Source organism: Micromonospora sp. WMMD1076 (assembly GCF_029581475.1).
GTDB classification, from domain to species: domain Bacteria; phylum Actinomycetota; class Actinomycetes; order Mycobacteriales; family Micromonosporaceae; genus Micromonospora; species Micromonospora aurantiaca.
Window position 1 is genome coordinate 3,720,565 of sequence record NZ_CP120862.1, and the last position, 19,464, is coordinate 3,740,028.

General features: G+C 74.6%; 10 protein-coding genes and 1 pseudogene. 7 read left to right on the top strand and 4 right to left on the bottom strand.

Annotation, left to right across the window (positions count from 1 at the left end):
* Positions 1-4: 4 nt before the first annotated feature.
* The 6 genes from O7622_RS17655 (at position 5) to O7622_RS17680 (ending at position 15,579) form a co-directional block, all read left to right on the top strand.
* Positions 5-5,455 carry a type I polyketide synthase gene (locus O7622_RS17655; RefSeq protein WP_282309268.1) on the top strand — a complete coding sequence of 1,817 codons (5,451 nt, stop codon included), beginning with the start codon at positions 5-7 and terminating at the stop codon, positions 5,453-5,455.
* A gap of 32 nt (positions 5,456-5,487) precedes the next feature.
* Positions 5,488-6,441, top strand: coding sequence for a TauD/TfdA family dioxygenase (locus tag O7622_RS17660; protein WP_282309269.1), 954 nt, complete (start codon positions 5,488-5,490; stop codon positions 6,439-6,441).
* A 1-nt stretch (position 6,442) separates the two neighbouring features.
* Complete coding sequence (locus O7622_RS17665) at positions 6,443-6,631, top strand: MbtH family NRPS accessory protein (RefSeq protein ID WP_013285950.1); 189 nt, start codon at positions 6,443-6,445, stop codon at positions 6,629-6,631.
* Positions 6,628-9,747: an amino acid adenylation domain-containing protein gene (locus O7622_RS17670; protein ID WP_282309270.1), complete on the top strand. Its 3,120-nt coding sequence runs from the start codon at positions 6,628-6,630 to the stop codon at positions 9,745-9,747. The genes O7622_RS17665 and O7622_RS17670 overlap by 4 nt, the downstream gene beginning before the upstream one ends.
* Positions 9,747-15,233 carry a non-ribosomal peptide synthetase/MFS transporter gene (locus tag O7622_RS17675; protein ID WP_282309271.1) on the top strand — a complete coding sequence of 1,829 codons (5,487 nt, stop codon included), beginning with the start codon at positions 9,747-9,749 and terminating at the stop codon, positions 15,231-15,233. The genes O7622_RS17670 and O7622_RS17675 overlap by 1 nt, the downstream gene beginning before the upstream one ends.
* Before the next feature lie 94 nt (positions 15,234-15,327).
* Positions 15,328-15,579, top strand: a complete 252-nt coding sequence (locus O7622_RS17680) for a hypothetical protein (RefSeq protein WP_282309272.1) — start codon at positions 15,328-15,330, stop codon at positions 15,577-15,579.
* 20 nt (positions 15,580-15,599) lie between these two features.
* Here O7622_RS17680 and O7622_RS17685 read toward each other — a convergent pair whose 3' ends face one another.
* From O7622_RS17685 to O7622_RS17695, 3 genes and pseudogenes are all read right to left on the bottom strand, one after another.
* Positions 15,600-16,814 (bottom strand): hypothetical protein, encoded by a 1,215-nt coding sequence (locus O7622_RS17685; protein WP_282309273.1) that lies wholly within the window; start codon positions 16,812-16,814, stop codon positions 15,600-15,602.
* Positions 16,815-16,857: 43 nt separating this feature from the next.
* Positions 16,858-17,370 carry an NUDIX domain-containing protein gene (locus tag O7622_RS17690; protein WP_282309274.1) on the bottom strand — a complete coding sequence of 171 codons (513 nt, stop codon included), beginning with the start codon at positions 17,368-17,370 and terminating at the stop codon, positions 16,858-16,860.
* Positions 17,371-17,464: 94 nt separating this feature from the next.
* Positions 17,465-18,082 (bottom strand): annotated as a pseudogene (locus O7622_RS17695) (DUF4291 domain-containing protein).
* 58 nt (positions 18,083-18,140) lie between these two features.
* Between O7622_RS17695 and O7622_RS17700 the strand changes: the two are divergent.
* Positions 18,141-18,635, top strand: a complete 495-nt coding sequence (locus tag O7622_RS17700) for a type II toxin-antitoxin system PemK/MazF family toxin (protein WP_282309275.1) — start codon at positions 18,141-18,143, stop codon at positions 18,633-18,635.
* A gap of 153 nt (positions 18,636-18,788) precedes the next feature.
* On the opposite strand, the gene O7622_RS17705 is transcribed toward O7622_RS17700, so the two are convergent.
* Positions 18,789-19,424, bottom strand: coding sequence for a GGDEF domain-containing protein (locus O7622_RS17705; protein WP_282309276.1), 636 nt, complete (start codon positions 19,422-19,424; stop codon positions 18,789-18,791).
* Positions 19,425-19,464: the final 40 nt, after the last annotated feature.

Consider the following 19,464-nt stretch of genomic DNA (forward strand, 5'->3'; position numbering starts at 1 on the left):
TCCCATGCAGAACGACATTCCCGCCGACGACGGCGTCGAGCCCATCGCCATCGTCGGGCTCGCCGCCCGCCTGCCCGGCGCGGCCGACGTCGACGAGTTCTGGCGCAACCTGGTCGACGGCGTGGAGTCGGCGACCGAACTGACCCGCGAGGAGCAGCTCGCCCGCGGCGCCCGCCCCGATGAGGTCGACGACCCGGGCTGGGTCAACCGCGCCCCGCTGGTGGACGGCTACGACGAGTTCGACGCCGGCCTGTTCGGGATGACCGCCCGCGAGGCCGAGATCACCGACCCGCAGCACCGGCTGTTCCTGGAGACCTGCTACACCGCGTTGCAGGACGCCGGCTACGACCCGGGCCGCTACGACGGCGCGGTCGGCGTGTACGCCGGCACCGGTGGCAACACGTACCTGCACCGCAACGTGATGCGCAACAAGCGGGTCGGCGGCAACCCGCACGGCGCCGTCTCGCTGGCCACCGGCAACTCGCCGAACTACGTGGCCACGAACGTGTCGTACCGGCTGGACCTGCGCGGCCCCAGCCTGACCGTGCACACCGCCTGCTCCACCTCGCTGGTCGCGTTCCACCTGGCCTGCGAGGCGCTGCGCAACGGCGAGTGCGACATGGCACTGGCCGGCGGCGTCAACATCGAGCTGCCGCACATCGGCTACCTCGGCATGGACGGCTTCACCTCGCCGGACGGGCGGTGCCGGCCGTTCGACGCCGGAGCGAACGGCACCGTGTGGGGCAGCGGCGTCGGGGTGACGCTGCTCAAGCGGCTCTCCGACGCGATCGCCGACGGCGACACCATCCGCGCGGTCGTGCTCGGTAACGCGATCAACAACGACGGCGCCGGGAAGGTCGGCTTCACCGCCCCCAGCATCGACGGGCAGATGGAGGCCGTCGCCCAGGCCGTCGAGCTGGCCGGCGTCGACCCGCGCAGCATCAGCTACGTGGAGGCGCACGGCACCGGCACCGCGCTCGGCGACCCGATCGAGGTCGCCGCGCTGTCCGCCGTCTACACCAATGACACCGACGAGCGCGGCTGGTGCGGCATCGGCTCGGTGAAGTCGAACATCGGCCACCTCAGCCAGCCCTCCGGCATCGTCAGCGTGATCAAGACGGTGCTGGCGATGGAGCACGGGCTGATCCCGCCGACCATCAACTACGAGACGCCGAACCCGGCCATCGACTTCGCCGACACCCCGTTCTACATGGCGAACACGCTGACCAAGTGGGACACCGACGGCGGACCGCGCCGGGCCGGCGTCAGCTCCTTCGGCATCGGCGGCACCAACGCGCACGTGGTGCTGGAGGAGGCTCCGGCCGCGGGCCGGCACGAGCCGTCCGTCCGCCCGGCGCACCTGCTCCAGGTGTCGGCGAAGACGCCGACCGCGCTGGACACCGCCGTGCGGCGGCTCGCCGAACACCTGCAGAACGGCAGCGACGTGGCGCTCGCCGACGTGGCGCACACGCTGCGCGTCGGCCGCCAGGTGTACGCCCACCGCACCGCTGTGGTCGCCGGTGACCCGGTGTCCGCCGCCGCCGCGCTGCGCGAGCGGCGCAAGGGCCACCGGGGCGTCGCCGACGGCCCCGCGCCCCGGGTGGCGTTCCTGTTCAGCGGCCAGGGCTCGCAGTACGCCGGGATGGGCGCCGAACTGTACGCGCAGGACGGCGCGTACGCCGCCGCCGTCGACGAGTGCGCCGAACTGCTCCGCCCCGAGCTGGGCCTGGACATCCGCGATCTGATCCTCGACCGCGACCCGGAGGCGGCGGACAAGCTCACCGAGACCCGCTACACCCAGCCCGCCCTGTTCACAGTCGAGTACGCCCTCGCCGCCGCCTGGCGGGCCGCCGGTGTCACCCCGGCCGCGATGACCGGCCACTCCATCGGCGAGTACGTCGCCGCGACGGTCGCCGGGGTGCTCGACCTCGCCGACGCGCTGCGCGTGGTGGCCGCCCGGGGCCGGCTCATGCACTCCCTGCCCGCCGGTTCGATGCTGGCGGTCACGCTCGACGAGTCGGAGGTGACCGGCAAGCTGCCCGAGGGCCTGTCGATGGCCACTGTCAACGGCCCCGGCACCTGCGTGGTCGCCGGTGAGACGGCGCTCGTCGAGGAGTTCGCGGCGAGCCTCGGCGGCAAGAACAAGTCGAAGGTGCTGCGCACCTCGCACGCGTTCCACTCGCCGATGATGGACCCGATCCTGGACGAGTTCACCGCGCTGATGGCCACGGTGCCGCTGCGCGCCCCGGCGGTGCCGTTCGTCTCGAACGTGACAGGCACCTGGATCACCGAGGCGCAGGCCACCGACCCGGCGTACTGGGCCGCGCACCTGCGCCGCCCGGTCCGCTTCGGCGCGTGCGTGGCGACGCTGCTCGCCGAGGGCACCTGGGCGCTCGTCGAGTGCGGCCCCGGCCGGCAACTGGCCAACCTGGCCCGGATGCAGGTCGCCAAGGCCGGTGAGGCGCAGCGCGCGCTGACCCCGCTGGGCAGCATGCCCGGCCCCGGCGAGCAGACCGGTGACCTGGCCGCGCTGCTCGGCACGGCCGGCGCGCTGTGGTGCGCCGGGGTGGCGGTGAAAGTACCGGCCGACCCGCACGCGCGGCGGGTGCCGCTGCCCACGTACCCGTTCGAGCGGCGCCGCTACTGGATCGACCCGGACCCGGAGCAGGAGGCCGCCGCGGCGCCCGCCGAGACCGGCCCGCGCCCGCTGCCGGAGTGGTTCGCGGTGCCGGCGTGGCGGCAGGCCCCGCCGGTCCGCACGGCCGAGCCGCTGGGCCGCTGCCTGGTGCTGGCCGACGGTCCGCGCGGCGAGGCGCTCGTGGCCGCGTTGCGCGCCGCCGGCGACGACCCGGTCGAGGTACGCGCCGGCGAGGCGTTCACCGCCACCGCGAACGGCTTCCGGCTGCGCCCCGGCGTACGCGCCGACGCCGAGGAACTGGTCGCCGCGCTCGGGGCCGACCTGCCCCGGCGGATCGTGCACGCGTTCGCGCTCGACGGCGACCCGGCCGGCACCGACGCGGCGGCCGCCTGGGCGGCGCAGGAGCGCGGCTTCTTCGGCGCGCTGCACCTGGTGCAGGCCCTGGCCGGCGCCGGTGTGACGGCCGACGAGGCGGGCGTACGCCTGGACCTGGTCACCGCCGGCATCGGCGACGTACGCGGCGACGACCTGACCCGCCCCGAGCACGCCACGCTGGCCGGCCTGGCCCGGGTGCTCCCGGCCGAGCTGCCCGGCCTGAGCGTGCGGCTGCTCGACACCGACCCGGCCGCGCGTGGCGTCGCCGCCCTGGTGGCCGAGCTGCGCAGCCCGGTCGACGCCGAGCACCCGGAGGTGGCGCTGCGCGGCGACCGCCGCTGGCTGGCCGGCTACGAGCAGGTCACAGTTGCCGCCGAGGACGAGCCGGGCGTGCTGCGCGAGGAGGGCCGCTACCTGATCACCGGCGGTCTCGGCGGCATCGGCGTCACCCTCGCCGAGGACTTCGCCCGCCGGGTCCGCGCCAAGCTGGTGCTGCTGGCCCGTTCCGGGCTGCCCGAGCGGGACGAGTGGGACGCGCACCTCGCGGTGCACGGCGGCGCCGACCGGGCCGGGCGGGCCATCGCGGCGATCCGCCGGATGGAGGCCGCGGGCGCCGAGGTGCTGGTGCTCGCCGCGGACGTCACCGACGCCGACGACCTGCGCCGGGTCCGCGACGAGGCGGAGCGCCGGTTCGGCGGGCTGGACGGCATCGTGCACGCCGCCGGTCTGCCCGGCGGCGGCATGGCCGAGGTGAAGGAGCGCGACGAGGCGCGGCGCGTGCTGGCCCCGAAGCTGGCCGGCACCCTGGCGCTGGCCCGGGTGTTCGGCGACCTGCCGTTGGACTTCGTGGTGCTCTGCTCCTCGATCACCGCGGTGATCGGCGGGTTCGGCCAGGTCGACTACTGCGCCGCGAACAACTTCCTGGACGCGTTCGCGCGTTCGGGCACCGGGTTCCGCGCGCCGGTGGTGTCGCAGAACTGGGGCGGCTGGGCCGAGGTCGGCATGGCGGTGGAGACCGCCGCGCCGGCCGCGTTCCGGGCCGCCGGGCGGGACACCGTGACCACGGCGGTCGCCCACCCGGTGCTCACCACGATGGTCACCGGCCCGGACGGCACGGTGCTGCACGGCCTGGTCTCGGCCGACACCCACTGGCTGCTCGACGAGCACCGGATCGGCGGGGTGCCTGTGGTGCCGGGCACCGCCCACCTGGAGTCGGTGCGCGCCGCCGTGGTCGCCGCGCTGCCCGCGCCGGGGCCTGACGCCGCCGTGGAACTGCGGGACGTGGTGTTCCTGGAGCCGTTCTCGGTGCCGGACGGCACCGTGGCCCAGTACCGGGTCGAGCTGACCCCGGCCGAGGACGGCACCGACTTCACAGTCGCCAGCCTCGCCGCGGGCCAGGCGCGCACCCACGTACGCGGCACCGCCGGGTGGACCACCGACGCGGCCCCGCTGGCCGCCGTGCCCGCTGTGGCCGGGCGGCGGGTCGACGACGACGCCTCGTTCGGCCGGGGACGCACCAGCATGCTCACGTTCGGGCCGCGCTGGGCGGCGCTGGCCGAGCACCACCTCGCCGACGGCGAGGAACTGGCCCGGGTGCAGGCGCCCGCCGCCGCGCTCGGCGACCTGCCCTCCTGGGGCATGCACCCGGCACTGCTGGACGTGGCCACCGCGTTCGGCCGAGGCCAGGGCTCCGGCACCTACCTGCCGCTGTCGTACGGCCGGATCGTGGTGCGCGGCGCGCTGCCGGCGACGTTCCACAGTCACCTGCGGCACCGGCCCGCCGCCACCGACGAGGTGGTCGCCGCCGACCTGTCGCTGCGCGACCCGGACGGGCGGGAGCTGGTCGCGATCAGCGACTTCGTGCTGCGCCGGGTCGACCAGGACGCGGTCACCGGCAACCTGGCCGAGAACCCGGCGGCGGACGGTGACGCCCCGGCGTCGGTCACCGAGGACATCCGCCCGGTCGACGGCGCGGAGGCGTTCCGCCGCAGCCTCGCCGCCGGCCTCGGCGCCCAGGTGGTGATCAGCACCCGCACCGTCGCCGACATCCGGCGCCGGGCGGCCCGGGTCACCACCGACAGCCTCGCCGAGGAGACCGACGCGCCGGCCGGCCCGGCCGGGGTCACCGGCGGCGGCTCGGCGGCGCCCGGCACCGAGCTGGAGAAGACGATCGCCCAGGTGTGGCGCGACGGTCTCGGCGTCACCGATGTCGGCGTGGACGACGACTTCTTCGCCCTCGGCGGCAACTCGCTGGTGGCCGTGCAGCTCATCGCCGCCATGCGCAAGGCGACAGGCGTACGGCTGCCGATGCGCAGCCTCTTCGAGACCCCCACGGTGGCCGGCCTGGCCGCCCGGATCGAGGAGCTGCGCGCCGAGGCGCCCGCCGACGCACCGGCCGCCCCGGCGGCGATCCCGGCCATCCCGCGGCTGCCCCGCGGCTGACATCCCCGACCAGAACCAGGAGACACCGCACCATGAGCGAGACAACCACGACGCTGCCGGTGGTCGTCGAGAGCGACGGCCGGGCGCTGACCGACCTGATCACGGCCCGGCGTGCCGAGCTGCGGGACACCCTCGTCACCAGCGGAGGGCTGCTGTTCCGCGGCTTCGACGTGGGCGGCGTGGACGGCTTCGACCAGGCCGTCCGCGCACTCGCCGGCGAGCCGCTGACCTACACCGAGCGCTCCTCGCCCCGGCACTCCATCAAGGGCCGGGTCTACACCTCGACCGACTACCCGCCGGACGAGGAGATCTTCCTGCACAACGAGAACTCGTACCAGGCGCGCTGGCCGCTGACGCTGTTCTTCTACTGCGTCACGCCGCCGGACAGCCAGGGCGCCACGCCGCTGGCCGACGTGCGCCGGGTGTACGAGCTGATCGACCCGGCGGTCCGCGAGGAGTTCGTCAGCCGCCGGTGGATGCTGGTGCGCAACTTCCACGGCGACTTCGGCACCCGCTGGCAGGAGGTGTTCAACACCGAGAGCCGCGCCGAGGTCGAGGCGTACGCGGCGGACAACGGGATCACAGTGGAGTGGGTCGGCAAGGACGGCCTGCGTACCCGCGCGGTCCGCGACGTGGTGCACCACCGGCCCGGCTCGGACACCCCGCGCTGGTTCAACCACGCCACCTTCTTCCACCTCAGCACCCTGCCGAAGGACTACCAGGAGGGGCTGCTGGCCATGTTCGGCGCCGACGGGCTGCCGTCGAACACCTACTACGGCGACGGCGGCGAGATCCCCGCCGACGTCATGGACCACCTGCGCGCCGCCTACCGGGCCGCGACCGTTCGCTTCGACTACCGGCGCGACGACGTGCTGGTGGTGGACAACATGACCGCCGCGCACGGCCGGGAGCCGTTCACCGGTCCCCGCAAGATCGCCGTGGCGATGGCCGAGCCGTACACCCCCGAGAACGCAGGAGCGAACTGACATGGCCGAACCCCGATTCCTGGTCGTCCGCAACGACGAGGAGCAGTACTCGATCTGGTCGGCCGACCGGGACCTGCCCGCCGGCTGGCACGACACCGGCTTCGCCGGCAGCCGCGAGGAGTGTCTGGCCCACGTGGACGAGGTCTGGACCGACATGCGTCCCCGCTCGGTGCGCGAGGCCCTCTCATGACGCAGGAGTGGACCTTTCCGGCCTCGTACGCCCAGGAGCGGGTGTGGATGGCCAACCAGCTCGACGCCGGGTCGCCGGTGTTCAACGTGTCCTTCCCGTGGCTGTTCCCGGCCGGCGTGGACGCCGACACGGCCGGCGACGTGGTCAACCGGGTCGTCGCCCGGCACGAGGCGCTGCGTACCCATCTGCGGACCGGCGACGGCGCACCGGTGCAGGTGGTGCGCGCCCACGAGCCGGCGCCGCTGCCCGTCACCGACATCAGCCACCTGCCGGCCGGTGAGCAGCGGGCCGAGTTCGAGCGCATCCGCGGCGAGATGGCCCGCACGCCGATCCCGCTGGACGCCGCGCCGCTGTGGCGGGCCCGGCTGATCCGCATGGAGGAGGGGCTGGCGCTGGCGTTCGTGGTGCACCACGCCGTCTTCGACAGCCACTCGGCGGTGCTGTTCCACGCCGAGCTGGTCGCGTTCTGCGAGGCCGCGCGCACCGGCGCCGTGCCCGCCGTGCCCGAGCTGCCCGTCCAGTACGCCGACTTCGCGGTCTGGCAGCGCCAGCAGCTCACCGGTGAGGAACTGGACCGGCAGCTCGCGTTCTGGACCGGTCACCTGGCCGGCGCGCCGCCGGTCATCGGGCTGCCGCTGGACCGGCCCCGCCCGGCCCAGCTCGGCTTCGCCGGTGACGAGGTGCGTTTCACGCTGCCCGACGGGCTGCTGGACCGCGTCGGCGCGCTGGCCACCGGCGCGCAGGCCACCCCGTACATGGTGCTGCTGGCGGGTTTCGCGGCGCTGCTGTCGCGGATCTCCGGCGACGCCGACGTGGTGGTCGGCGTCTCCACCGCGGGCCGGGACAACCCGGAGCTGACGCCGCTGATCGGCATGTTCGTCAACCCGGTGGCGCTGCGCTGCGACGTCTCCGGCGACCCGACGTTCGCGGCGCTGCTGGGCCGGGTCCGCAACGGCCTGATCGACGCCATGGAGCACGGGCAGACGCCGTTCCAGAAGATCGTCGAGGCGGTCGACCCGCAGCGTGACCCGTCGGTGCAGCCGATCTTCCAGACCGCGCTGAACTGGATCCCGGACTCCGGCCTCGACCCGGTCGAGCTGGGCACGTCGAAGGACGACCTGGCCTTCGACATCACCACCGGCGACTGCCGCCTGGTGTACCGCACCGAGCTGTTCGACCGGGCCACGGCCGAGACCGTGGTCCGCCGCTACGTACGGCTGCTCGCCGCCGCCGTCGCCGAGCCGGAGCGTACTGTCGGCGCGCTGCCGCTGCTCACCGACACCGAGCGGGACCGGGTGCTCGGCACCTGGAACGACACCGCCCGCGACGTGCCGGTGACCACTGTGGTCGACGAGGTGCAGCGGCAGGCCGCCGCCACCCCGGACGCGGCGGCGCTGATCTGCGACGGTGTGACGCTCGGCTACGGTGAGCTGAACACCGCCGCGAACCGGCTGGCCCGGCTGCTGGTGGCACGCGGTGCCGGCCCGGAGACCCGGGTCGCGCTGGCGTTGCCCCGCTCCTGCGACCTGGTGGTGGCGATGCTGGCGGTGCTCAAGGCCGGCGCCGCGTACGTGCCGGTGGACACCGCGTACCCGGCCGGCCGGATCGCGTACCTCGTGGCGGACGCCGCGCCCGCGCTGGTGGTGACCGCGCCGGACACGGCCGCCCTGGTGCCCGGCGACGCGCTGGTGCTCGACGGCGAGGTCGGCTCGGACCAGTCCGGCGACGACCTCACCGACGCCGACCGGGTCGCGCCGCTGCGCCCGGAGCACCCGGCGTACGTGCTCTACACCTCCGGCTCCACCGGCCGCCCGAAGGGCGTGGTGGTCGAGCACCGGGCGGTGACCGCGTACCTGGCCTGGGCCCGCGCCACCTACCCGGGGCTGGCCGGGGTGGCGCTGCTGCACTCGCCGGTGTCGTTCGACCTGACAGTCACCGGTCTGCTCGGCACCCTCACCGCCGGCGGCACGGTACGGCTCGCCGCGATCGACGAGCCCGCCGCCCGCGCCGGTGGCCGGCCGGCCTTCCTCAAGGTCACGCCGAGCCACCTGCCGCTGCTCGACGGCGAGCTGTCGCCGACGGCCGACCTGGTGATCGGCGGCGAGGCGCTGACCGGGGAGCAGCTCGCCGCCTGGCGGGCCGCGCACCCCGACGTGGCGGTGATCAACGAGTACGGCCCGACGGAGGCCACAGTGGGCTGCGTCGCGGCCCGCATCGCCCCCGGCGAGCCGGTCCCGGCCGGTCCGGTGCCGATCGGCACGCCCACCTGGAACACCCGGGCGCTGCTGCTCGACGCCGCGCTGCGGCCGGTGCCCCCGGGCGTGGTGGGGGAGCTGTACGTCACCGGCACCCAGCTCGCGCGCGGCTACCACGACCGGCCCGCCCTGACCGCCGATCGGTTCCTGCCCTGCCCGTACGGCCCGCCCGGCGCCCGGATGTACGCCACCGGCGACCTGGCCCGCTGGCGTGCCGACGGCACGCTGGACTACCTGGGCCGCCGCGACGACCAGGTCAAGGTGCGCGGCATGCGGATCGAGCTGGGCGAGGTCGAGGCGGCGCTGCTGGCCCACCCGGACGTGCGCGCCGCCGCCGCTGCGGTCCGCACCGACGGCGGTGAGCCGACGCTCGTCGGCTACCTGGTGGGCCCGGCCCACGAGGACTCGGTCCGCGCCGAACTGGCCCGCGAACTGCCCGCGCACCTGGTGCCGGCCGCCCTGGTCCGGCTGGACGCGCTGCCGCTCACGCCGAACGGCAAGCTGGACCGCGCCGCGCTGCCCGCCCCGGCGGCGGCCGAGCAGGCCCAGGACAGCTACGTCGCCCCCCGCACCGAGGCCGAGGGTCTGGTCGCCGAGGTGTACGCCGAGATCCTCCAGGTGGAGAAGGTCGGTGCCCTGGACGACTTCTTCGCCCTCGGCGGCAACTCGCTGCGCGGCATGCGGGCGATGGCCCGGATCCGCGCCGAGGTGGACGTCGACCTGCCCATGCGGGCGCTGTTCAGCAGCCCCGTGGTGGCGGACCTGGCCGCCCAGATCGAACAGCGGATCGCCGCCGAGATCGACGGGCTCTCCGACACCGAGGTCGCCGCGCTGCTCGCGGCGGAAGAGGGAACCGACTGATGACCGACCTGAAGGATCCGGCCCGCGAGGCGGCCCGGCAGGCGCTGATCGCCCGACGGCTACGCGCCCGCCAGACCGCCCCCGCGGCCCAGATCACCCCCCGCCCGTCCGGCGCGGAGGTGCCGCTGTCCTACGCCCAGGAGCGGGTCTGGTTCATGGACCAGCTCGCCCCGGGCGAGGCGGCGTACCACATCGCCGTGCCGCTGCGGGTACGCGGACCACTCGACGTGGACGCGCTGCGTGCCGCCCTGACCGCGCTCGCCGACCGGCACGAGTCGCAGCGCACCCGCTTCCCGGCCGACGCCGACGGCCGTCCCACTGTGGTCGTCGCGGACACGGCCGACGTGCCGCTCACAGTGGTGGGCGCGCCCGACGAGGCCGCCGCGCAGGCGCTCGTCGACGCCGCGGCGGCCGAGCCGTTCGACCTGGCCAACGGGCCGCTGCTGCGGGCCCTGCTGATCCGGCTCGCCGCCGACGACCACGTGCTGTTCCTCGCCCAGCACCACATCGTCGGCGACGGCTGGTCGGTGGACGTGCTGCTGCGCGACCTGATCACGCTCTACCGGGGCGGCGAGCCGCCCGCCCTGCCGATCCAGTACGGCGACTTCGCCGTCTGGGAGGCCCAGGAGCTGGACGGCCCGCAGGCGCGGGCGCACGTCGACTACTGGAAGCAGCGGCTGGCCGGCATCACCCCGCTGGAACTGCCGGTGGACCGGCCCCGCCCGGCCACCCAGACCTACCGGGGTGACTTCGTCGAGTTCCAGCTCGACCCGGCCGCCACCGAGGCGCTCAACGCGCTCACCCGGGACAGCGGCGGCACGCTGTTCATGACGCTGCTCGCCGCGTACCAGGTGCTGCTGGCCCGGCACGCCGGCCAGGACGACTTCGCCATCGGCGCGTCGGTGGCCGGCCGGTCGGCGCCGGAGCTGGAGAACGTCGTCGGCATGTTCATCAACATGCTGCCGCTGCGCGCCGACCTGGCCGACGACCCGACGTTCGCCGAGCTGCTGGAGCGCACCCGCCGTACCGTGCTCGACGGGTTCGAGCACGCCGAGGTGCCGTTCGCCAAGGTGGTCCACGAGCTGGGCCTGCCCCGCGACGTCAGCCGCTCCCCGGTGTTCCAGACCATGTTCGTGCTGCAGAACTACGAGATGGGCCGCTTCCGCGGCGTGTCCCGCACCGACGAGGTCACGTTCTCCTGGACCCCGATGGAGTTGCAGGCCACCCGGTTCGACTTCGAGCTGCACGCGGTGGAGACAGTCGACGGGCTCTGGGGCAAGCTGGTCTTCAACACCGACCTGTTCGACCGGGCGACGGTGGAGCGGATGGCGCAGCGGTGGACCGCGCTGCTGGACGCGGTCGTCGCCGCGCCGGACACTCCGGTGTCCCGGCTGCCGCTCCTGCCGGGCGCCGAACGGGACCTGCTGGCCGCCTGGAACGACACCACAGCGGACTTCCCGCGCGCCGAGACGCTGCACGGCTCGATCGAGGAGCGCGCCGCGGCCACCCCGGACGCGGTGGCGGTCACCATCGACGGGCACAGCCGCACGTACGCCGAGCTGAACGCGCAGGCCAACCGCGTCGCGCACCGGCTGCGCGCGGCCGGTGTCGGCCCGGAGACGCTCGTCGGGGTCTGCGCGGAACGGTCGGTGGAACTGGTCGCCGGCCTGCTCGGCGTGCTCAAGGCCGGCGGCGCGTACCTGCCGCTGGATCCGGAGTATCCGTCCGACCGGCTCGCGTTCATGGTCGGCGACGCGGACGCGCCTGTGGTGCTGGTCCAGTCGCACCTGCGCGACGTGCTGCCCGACACCGGCGCCACGGTGCTCGAACTCGACGACGCCACCGTCTGGGCCGGCCGGCCCGACACCGACCCGGCACCGGCCGCCGGGCCGGAGAACCTGGCGTACGTCATCTACACCTCCGGTTCCACCGGCCGCCCGAAGGGCGTGCCGAACACGCACCGGGGCATCGTCAACCGGCTCGACTGGATGCAGAAGACGTACGGCCTCGGCGCCGACGACGCGGTGCTCCAGAAGACCCCGGCGAGCTTCGACGTGTCGGTGTGGGAGTTCTTCTGGCCGCTGCGCACCGGTGCCCGCCTGGTGCTGGCCAAGCCGGGCGGCCACAAGGACGCCGGTTACCTGCGTGACCTGCTGGTGTCCGAGCGGATCACCACCGCCCACTTCGTCCCGTCGATGCTGACCGTCTTCCTCGCCGAGGACGGCGTGGAGGCGGCCACCGCGCTGCGCCGGGTGATCTGCTCCGGCGAGGAGCTGCCGCTGGCCTCGGCCGTCGACTTCACCGCCCGGCTGCCCTGGTGCGGCCTGCACAACCTGTACGGCCCGACCGAGGCGGCCATCGACGTGACCGCCTGGGCGTGCGAGCCGGACCGGCTGGCGCAGGTGACGAGCGTGCCGATCGGCGCGCCGATCGCCAACCTGCGGCTGCACGTGCTCGACCCGTCCGGCGCCCAGTGCCCGGTCGGGGTGGCCGGCGAGCTGCACATCGGCGGTGCCGGGCTGGCCCGCGGCTACCACCGCCGGCCGGCGCTGACAGCGGAGAAGTTCGTCCCCGACCCGTTCTCCTTCGAGCCGGGCGCGCGCCTCTACCGCACCGGTGACCTGGCCCGCTGGGTCGTCGGTCCGGACGGTGCCGGGGTGATCGAGTTCCTGGGCCGCATCGACCACCAGGTCAAGCTGCGCGGTCTGCGCATCGAACTGGGCGAGATCGAGAGCGCGCTGCGCGACCAGCCGGGCGTCACCGAGGCCACAGTGATCGTCCGCGAGGACAGCCCGGGCGACAAGCGGCTCACCGCGTACCTGGTGGGGGAGGCCGAGCACGCCACGCTGAGGGCGGCGCTGAAGGACACGCTGCCCGAGTACATGGTGCCGGCCGCGTTCGTCACGCTCGACGCGCTGCCCCTGACCCCCAACGGCAAGCTGGACCGCAAGGCGCTGCCCGCGCCGGTGGTCACCCGCGAGGCGTCGGTGGCGCTCGTCGAGCCGCGCGACGACACCGAGCGGACGCTGGCCGCGATCTGGTCCGAGGTGCTGGGCGTGGACACGCTCGGCATCGACGACGACTTCTTCGACCTGGGCGGGCACTCGATGCTCGCCACCCAGGTGGTCGCCAAGATCCGTAAGGCGGAGCTGGGCGGCCGGGCGGTCGGCGTGATGGACCTGTTCCAGCAGCGCACCATCCGCGACCTCGCCGCGTTCATCTCCGGCGACGCCGCCCAGGAGGGGCCGCGCCGGCTGCTCTACGAGCTGACCAAGCCGATCCCGGCGGACAAGCGGGTGCTGACGTACGTCTGCGTCCCCTACGGCGGCGGCAGCGCCATCGTCTACCAGCCGCTCGCCGACGCGCTGCCGGCCGGGTACGGGCTGTGGTCGCTGGCGATCCCCGGCCACGACGTGGGTCTGAGCGAGGACGCGCTGCCGTTCGACGAGCTGACCAGCCGGGTCGCCGACGAGATCCTGGAGCGGGTCGAGGGGCCGATCGCCCTGTACGGCCACTGCGGCGTGGGCAGCGCCATCCTCGCCGACGTGGCCCGCAAGGTCGAGGCGGCCGGCCGGGACCTGGAGGCCGTCTACATCGGCGCCATGTTCCCGTTCGCCCGCCCGAAGGGCGTGATCGCGGCGCTCCGCGACCGCCTCGAGCGGCTCAGCAGCAACAGGCACTCCGCGAGCTGGCTCAAGTCGATGGGTGTGGACACCGACGAGCTGGACCCGGAGCAGGCCGACCGGATCATCAGCAACATGCGGGCCGACTCCCGCGCCTCGGAGGAGTACTTCACCCGGCTGCTGGACCAGCACGCGGCGAAGCTCCGGACGCCGATCATCTCGGTGGTCGGCTCCGAGGATCCGGTGACCGACTACTACCGCGAGCGGTACGCCGAGTGGCAGTTCCTCAGCGACACGCTCGGGCTCGTGGTGCTCGACCAGGCCGGGCACTTCTTCCTCAAGTACCGGGCCGAGGAGCTGGCCGAGATCGTCACGCAGGTGCACCCGGCGGTGGTCGCCGGTGACGTCAGCGCGCTGACGCCGGAGGCACGCGGCGAGGACGCCGGCTGGGTGGTGGCCGACACGCTGCGGGTGGGCGAGGACCGCAAGCCCACCAGGACGGTCAAGCCGAGCATGGGCCGCTTCATGGCCATCACGACCGGCCAGCTCATCTCCAGCACCGGTTCCGCGCTGACCGCGTTCGCGCTGCCGATCTGGCTGTTCAACCGCACCGGCTCGGTGGCGGACCTCGGCCTGCTCTGGGCGCTCGCGCTGATCTGCGGCGTGCTCATGCTGCCGGTGGCCGGCGCCCTGGTCGACCGGGTCAGCCGGCGCCGGATCATGATGACGGCGAGCTGCTTCGCCGGTTCCGTCCAGCTCGTGCTGGCCACCCTGTTGTGGACCGACAACCTGGTGCTCTGGCACATCTACATGCTGGTGGCGCTGAGTTCGGTGGCCGGTTCGTTCCAGCGCATCGCGTTCCAGTCGGCGGTGCCGCAGCTGGTGCCCAAGCGCTACCTCGGGCACGCCATGGGCATCACCCAGCTCTCCACCGGCGTGGCCACGCTGCTCATGCCGGCGTTCGCGGCCGGCCTGCTCGCCACCATCGAGCTGAAGGGCATCCTGCTGGTCGACGTGGCCAGCTACGTGTTCGCGGTGCTCACCCTCGCCGTGGTCCGCTTCCCGGACGCGCTGGGCTGGCGGCCCCGGGAACGGCTGCTGGTGGCCATCGCCAACGGCATGCGCTACTCGTGGCGGCACCGCGGCTTCCGGCTGATGCTCGGCTACTTCGCGCTGGGCAACGTCTTCCTGGCGCCCGCGCTGGTGCTCATCACGCCGCTGGTGCTGTCGTTCGGCAGCCCGACGCAGGTGGCGCAGGTGGCGCTGGCCGAGGCGGTCGGCGCGGTGCTCGGCGGCGTGCTGATGTCGCTGTGGGGCGGTCCGCGCAAGCGCCGCATGATCGGCGTGCTGGTCGGCAACCTGGGCACCGCGATCGGCTGCGTGCTGATCGGCCTGGACGCGTCGGTGGCGATGATCTGCGTCGGCTTCTGCTGGCTGGCCATGTCGATGACCACCGCGCAGTCGATCTACGCGACGATCGTCCAGGTGAAGGTGCCGCAGCGCTTCCACGGCCGGGTGTTCAGTCTCAACCAGACCATCTCCTGGTCGACGCTGCCGATCGGGTTCGCCCTGCTCGCGCCGGGTGCCACAGCGCTGTTCGAGCCGATGCTCGCCCCGGGCGGGGCGCTCGCCGGGTCGGTGGGCACGGTGATCGGCACCGGACCGGGCCGGGGCATCGGCTTCGCGTACATCTGCTTCGGCGCGGCGCTGATCCTCATCACGCTGGGCGGGTTCGCGATCCGGCTGCTGCGCCGGTTCGACCTGGAGGTGGAGGACTCCCTGCCGGACGACCTGATCGGCGCCCAGGAGCGCGAGAAGCGCCTGGCCGCGAAGGCCGAGAAGAAGGAACTCGCCTCGGTCTGACCCCGCCTCCCATCCGGTCGATCAAGGAGTTCGCGTCGGTTCCGGGTCTCCCGGCCGACGCGAACTCCTTGATCACCGGGCCGGCATCGGCGCGGTGAGCGAGGACGTCACCGACGCGTTGCTGGTCACCATGCGGGAACTGCACACCGTGGCCACCGGCCCGCTCCGGCTCGTCCGCCAGTGCGTCGAGTCCGCGGCGCCGGGCCGCGACGCCGGGGGCGCGGCCTCCGAGGACGGCTGGGCCCGCGTCGCCGCGCGCCAGGCCGCGATCCCGGCCGCGCTCGACGGGTACGCCCGGAGCCTCGTGCTCGCCGCCGGGCGCGGTCGCCTGCCGGTCCGGCGCTGACCTACGAGCGCGCTCGCCGCCTATCCGGCCTCGTCGGCGGGCAACTCCTCCGGGTCGGCCACCCACGCGGAGTAGACAGGCAGCGCGTGCCACGGCCCACCGGCCGGGTCGGTGGTCACCGCGACCACCGCGTACGGGTGACCGAACCGCAGCTCGGCGACGCGGGCGACGCCCTCCGGCGGCAAACCGGCCACCATGCCGAACGCGGTCACCGCGGCGGCCTCGAAGCCGTAGCGGCCGAAGCGGGCCGCCGCGGACTGCGCGGCGTCGAAACCCGGCCCGGCCAGGCCCAGCAGCTCGCCGAGCGCCCGGGCCGCCGCGTCGAAGCCGAACCCGGGTGCGGTCAGGTCGTGCCGGCTGCGCGCCGACCAGCAGGGCAGCACGGCCGTGGCGCGTTCCTCCCGGCCGTCCGGGGCGAACGTGTTGACCGGCTTCTCCCGCACCGTCCACAGCGGCGTCTCGCCCAGCGGCAGGTCGAACAGCGATCGGCGGCCCGGCATGGAGTCCGGGATGAGCGCGGCGGCGCTCGCCAGCTCCTGCGCGGCGGCCAGCACGTCGGCCGCAGGCACCTCGGGCGCGGCGGCCACCGACACCACGAGCATCCCGGCGCCGTCGTCGCCGGTGCGGGCCGGCACCGCGTGCACGACCACGTCACCGGCCCGGTCGGTGGCCGCCACCCAGCAGCGGTGCCCGAACGGCGGTGTCCGCAGCACCCGGCTCAGCCGGCCGGCCCAGGCGCTGCCCGCGCCCAGGTCCGTGCCCGGGGCCGTGTCGAACGGGTCGGCCCACGACACCCGGGTCGCGAGCGCGCTGGCCAGGACCAGCAGGGTGTCCGGGGCGACGTCGACCGGGAAGCGGTCGATCAGCCCACCGGTACGCTCCCGGGCCCAGGCGTCGAGCGCCGCCTGGTCCGGCAGCGGACCACGCTCGGTGGCCTCCGGCAGGGCGGCCCGCCACGCGGCCAGCTCGGCGGCCGGGCTGCGTTCCCACAGCGCGGTGGCGGCGGCGATCATCGGGTGCGGCGCGGCGAGCAGCGCCCGGGCCTCGGCGGCGGCGTCGTCCGGGTCGGCGTCGAGCGCCTCGGCCAGCGCCGCGCGGGTCTCGCCGGTGGCGGCCGGGCCGGTCAGCGCCAGCAGCAGCCAGGCGCCCAGCGGGGAGGCGACGTGGTGGGTGTCACCGGCGGCGCGGTGCAGCCGCTCGGCGTAACGGGCCAGGGGTGCGCGCAGAGGAGTCACGGCTCCACTCTGCCCGCCGCCGCGCCCGCCGGCACGCCCCGAGTCAGGACCACAGTTCGAACGGCTCGTCGATCTCCGTCCCGGCCAGGAACGCCGGCAGCAGTTCCGGCAGCCGCCCGGGGTAGCAGCGCGGCCGCTCGGCGAGCACCTCGGTCAGCGGCCACCAGCGGAACCCGAAGTAGTCCTCCACCTCGTAGTCCAGCCGCAGCGCCTCGTCCACGTCCGGCCCCGGGCCGGGCAGCCGTACCGTCACCACCACCTCGTCCTGGAGGTGGCGGCGCTGCCGGTGCCGGAAGCTGGCCCGCCGGCGCCACGTCGGCGCGCCCACCTCGTCCGGGCTGATCGGGATACCCGTCTCCTCGCGCAGCTCGCGTACCGCCGCCTCCCGGTACGTCTCGCCCGGGTCCAGCCCACCGCCCGGCAGCTCCCACCACACGCCGAGGTCCGGGTGGTCCGGGTCGCGGGTGTGGAACAGCAGCAGGCGGTCGGCGGCGTCGAGCACCACCAGCCGCACCGCGCTGCGCTCGAACAGCGGCAGATCGTCGGGCAACTCCACGCCCCCAGCGTAAGGAAGGGCCCCCCATTAACGCCTCCGGTAGTAGAAGGGCCCCTTATCAACATCGCGCCGCCCGGCGCGGCACCGGACCAGCTCAGCCCGCGTCGACGACGCGCGCCACCTCGGCCGGCAACGGGTACGGCCGCTCCACCGGCAGCAGCGCCGCAGCCCCGGCCTCGTCGCCGTCGGTGAGCCGGCCGTGCACCGACCGGGCCAGCCCGGTGACGTCGGTGAGCCCGACCACCCACTCGTCGACGTACCGGCGTACCGCGTCGCCGGTCAGCCCGACCTGTAGCGAGCGATACGGCAGGGGCGCCAGCCGCAGCGAGCGTTCCGGATCCCACTGCACCCGCACCGGGCTGACCCGCAGGCGGTGCCGCCAGGCGTCCCGGTCCGGGTGCAGGCGCTGGTCGTAGCTGCTGAGGCAGGCGTGCCGCAGGGCCTACTCGAAGCCCGCCCGGCTGATGTCGACCGCCAGCACCCGCTCCTGGCCCGGCTTGAGCGCCCAGCCGCAGCGATACATCATCCAGCGGAACGAGGGCTTGATCCAGGTCATCCGCTCCCGCTTGAAGGGCGGCACGAACCGGCCCGCGCGCAGCGCCGCGTCGGCGACCTCCGGCGGGTACGCCTGGTAGACGGTGACGGCGGTGCCGGTGTACGCGGCGCGGATCTGGTGGCGGGGCACTGTCACCGGGGCATCGTCGCACCGCATAGCCGGCCCGGCGACCCGATTCCGGGCCCGGCACCCCCCGACCGATAGGCTGCCCGCCGTGGCAGGTCTGTTGAGGAACGTGGCGTCGAAGCTCGGCCGGATCACCCGGGGCGTACCCGCCCCCACCCGCACCGGCGGGCCGATCCCGGCGCAGGTCGCGCGCCGCCGCCAGGTCAGCGTGTTGCAGCGCCGCGAGCTGTCGTACGCCCCGGAGCCGGACGGGCAGGCCGACCCGGGCGAGATCGTCTGGACCTGGGTGCCGTACGAGGACGACCCGCGCCAGGGCAAGGACCGCCCGGTGCTGGTGGTGGGCCGGCACAGCCGCACGCTGTTCGGGCTGATGCTGTCCAGCCAGAGCGACCGGGACGGCCAGCGGCACTGGCTGGCGCTCGGCCCGGGGGAGTGGGACCGGGACAGCCGGCCGAGCTGGGTACGCCTGGACCGGGTGCTCACCATGCGCGAGGACAGCATCCGCCGCGAGGGCGCGGTGCTGGACCGGCCCCGGTTCGACCGGGTCGGGCAGGCGTTGCGCGCCGGCTACGGCTGGCGCTGATCCACCGGACGGAGCCCGCCCCGGCACCCCGCGACGAGCTGGGGCAGGCAAGGCGGCCCGCGACGGGCGAGCCGCCCAGCACCCCGCGACGAGCCGGGGAGTCAAGGCGGACCGTGCCCGGCACCCCGCGACGAGCTAGCGGACGAGCCGGACTCAGCACTCCGCCACGAGCTGGCGGGTCGGACGGGCGGCGTCGAGCGTCTTCGCCTCGTACATGGCCGCGTCGGCGCGGCAGAGCGCGTCGGCGAGCTGCGTGGGGCAGTGCACCGGTGCCAGCCCGACCGAGGCGGTGACCTGGATGCTGCGCGCGCCGAGGGGGATCGGTGCGGCGAGCGCCTCGCAGAGCCGCCGGGTGGCGTGCTCGATCCACCGGCGGTCAGCCGTCGGGCTGGCCAGCAGACCGGCGAACTCGTCGCCGCCGAGCCGGGCCACCAGGTTGGGGCCGGCGAACGCGGCGAGCCGCTGCGCCACGCTGACCAGCACCTGGTCTCCGGCGGCGTGCCCGTAGCGGTCGTTGACCTGCTTGAAGTTGTCCAGGTCGAGCACCACCGCGACGAGTGGCTGCCCGGCGGGGTCGGTTAGGAGGGCGGCGGCCAGCCGGAAGAACGCGCGGCGGTTCGGCAGCCCGGTGAGCGGGTCGTGGCTGGCGGCGTGCCGCTCGGCGGCCAGCTCGGCCTGGAGCAGCTCGATCTCGGCTTCGGCGCGCAGCGCGCGGCGGCGTAACTGCCAGGCGGAGACGAGCGCGCCCGCCGCGGAGATGCCGGAGGCGATGGTCATCGGATCCGCCAACGCGCCCTCCTCACCGCAGTCCCGAAGCCGCGTGGAGCGG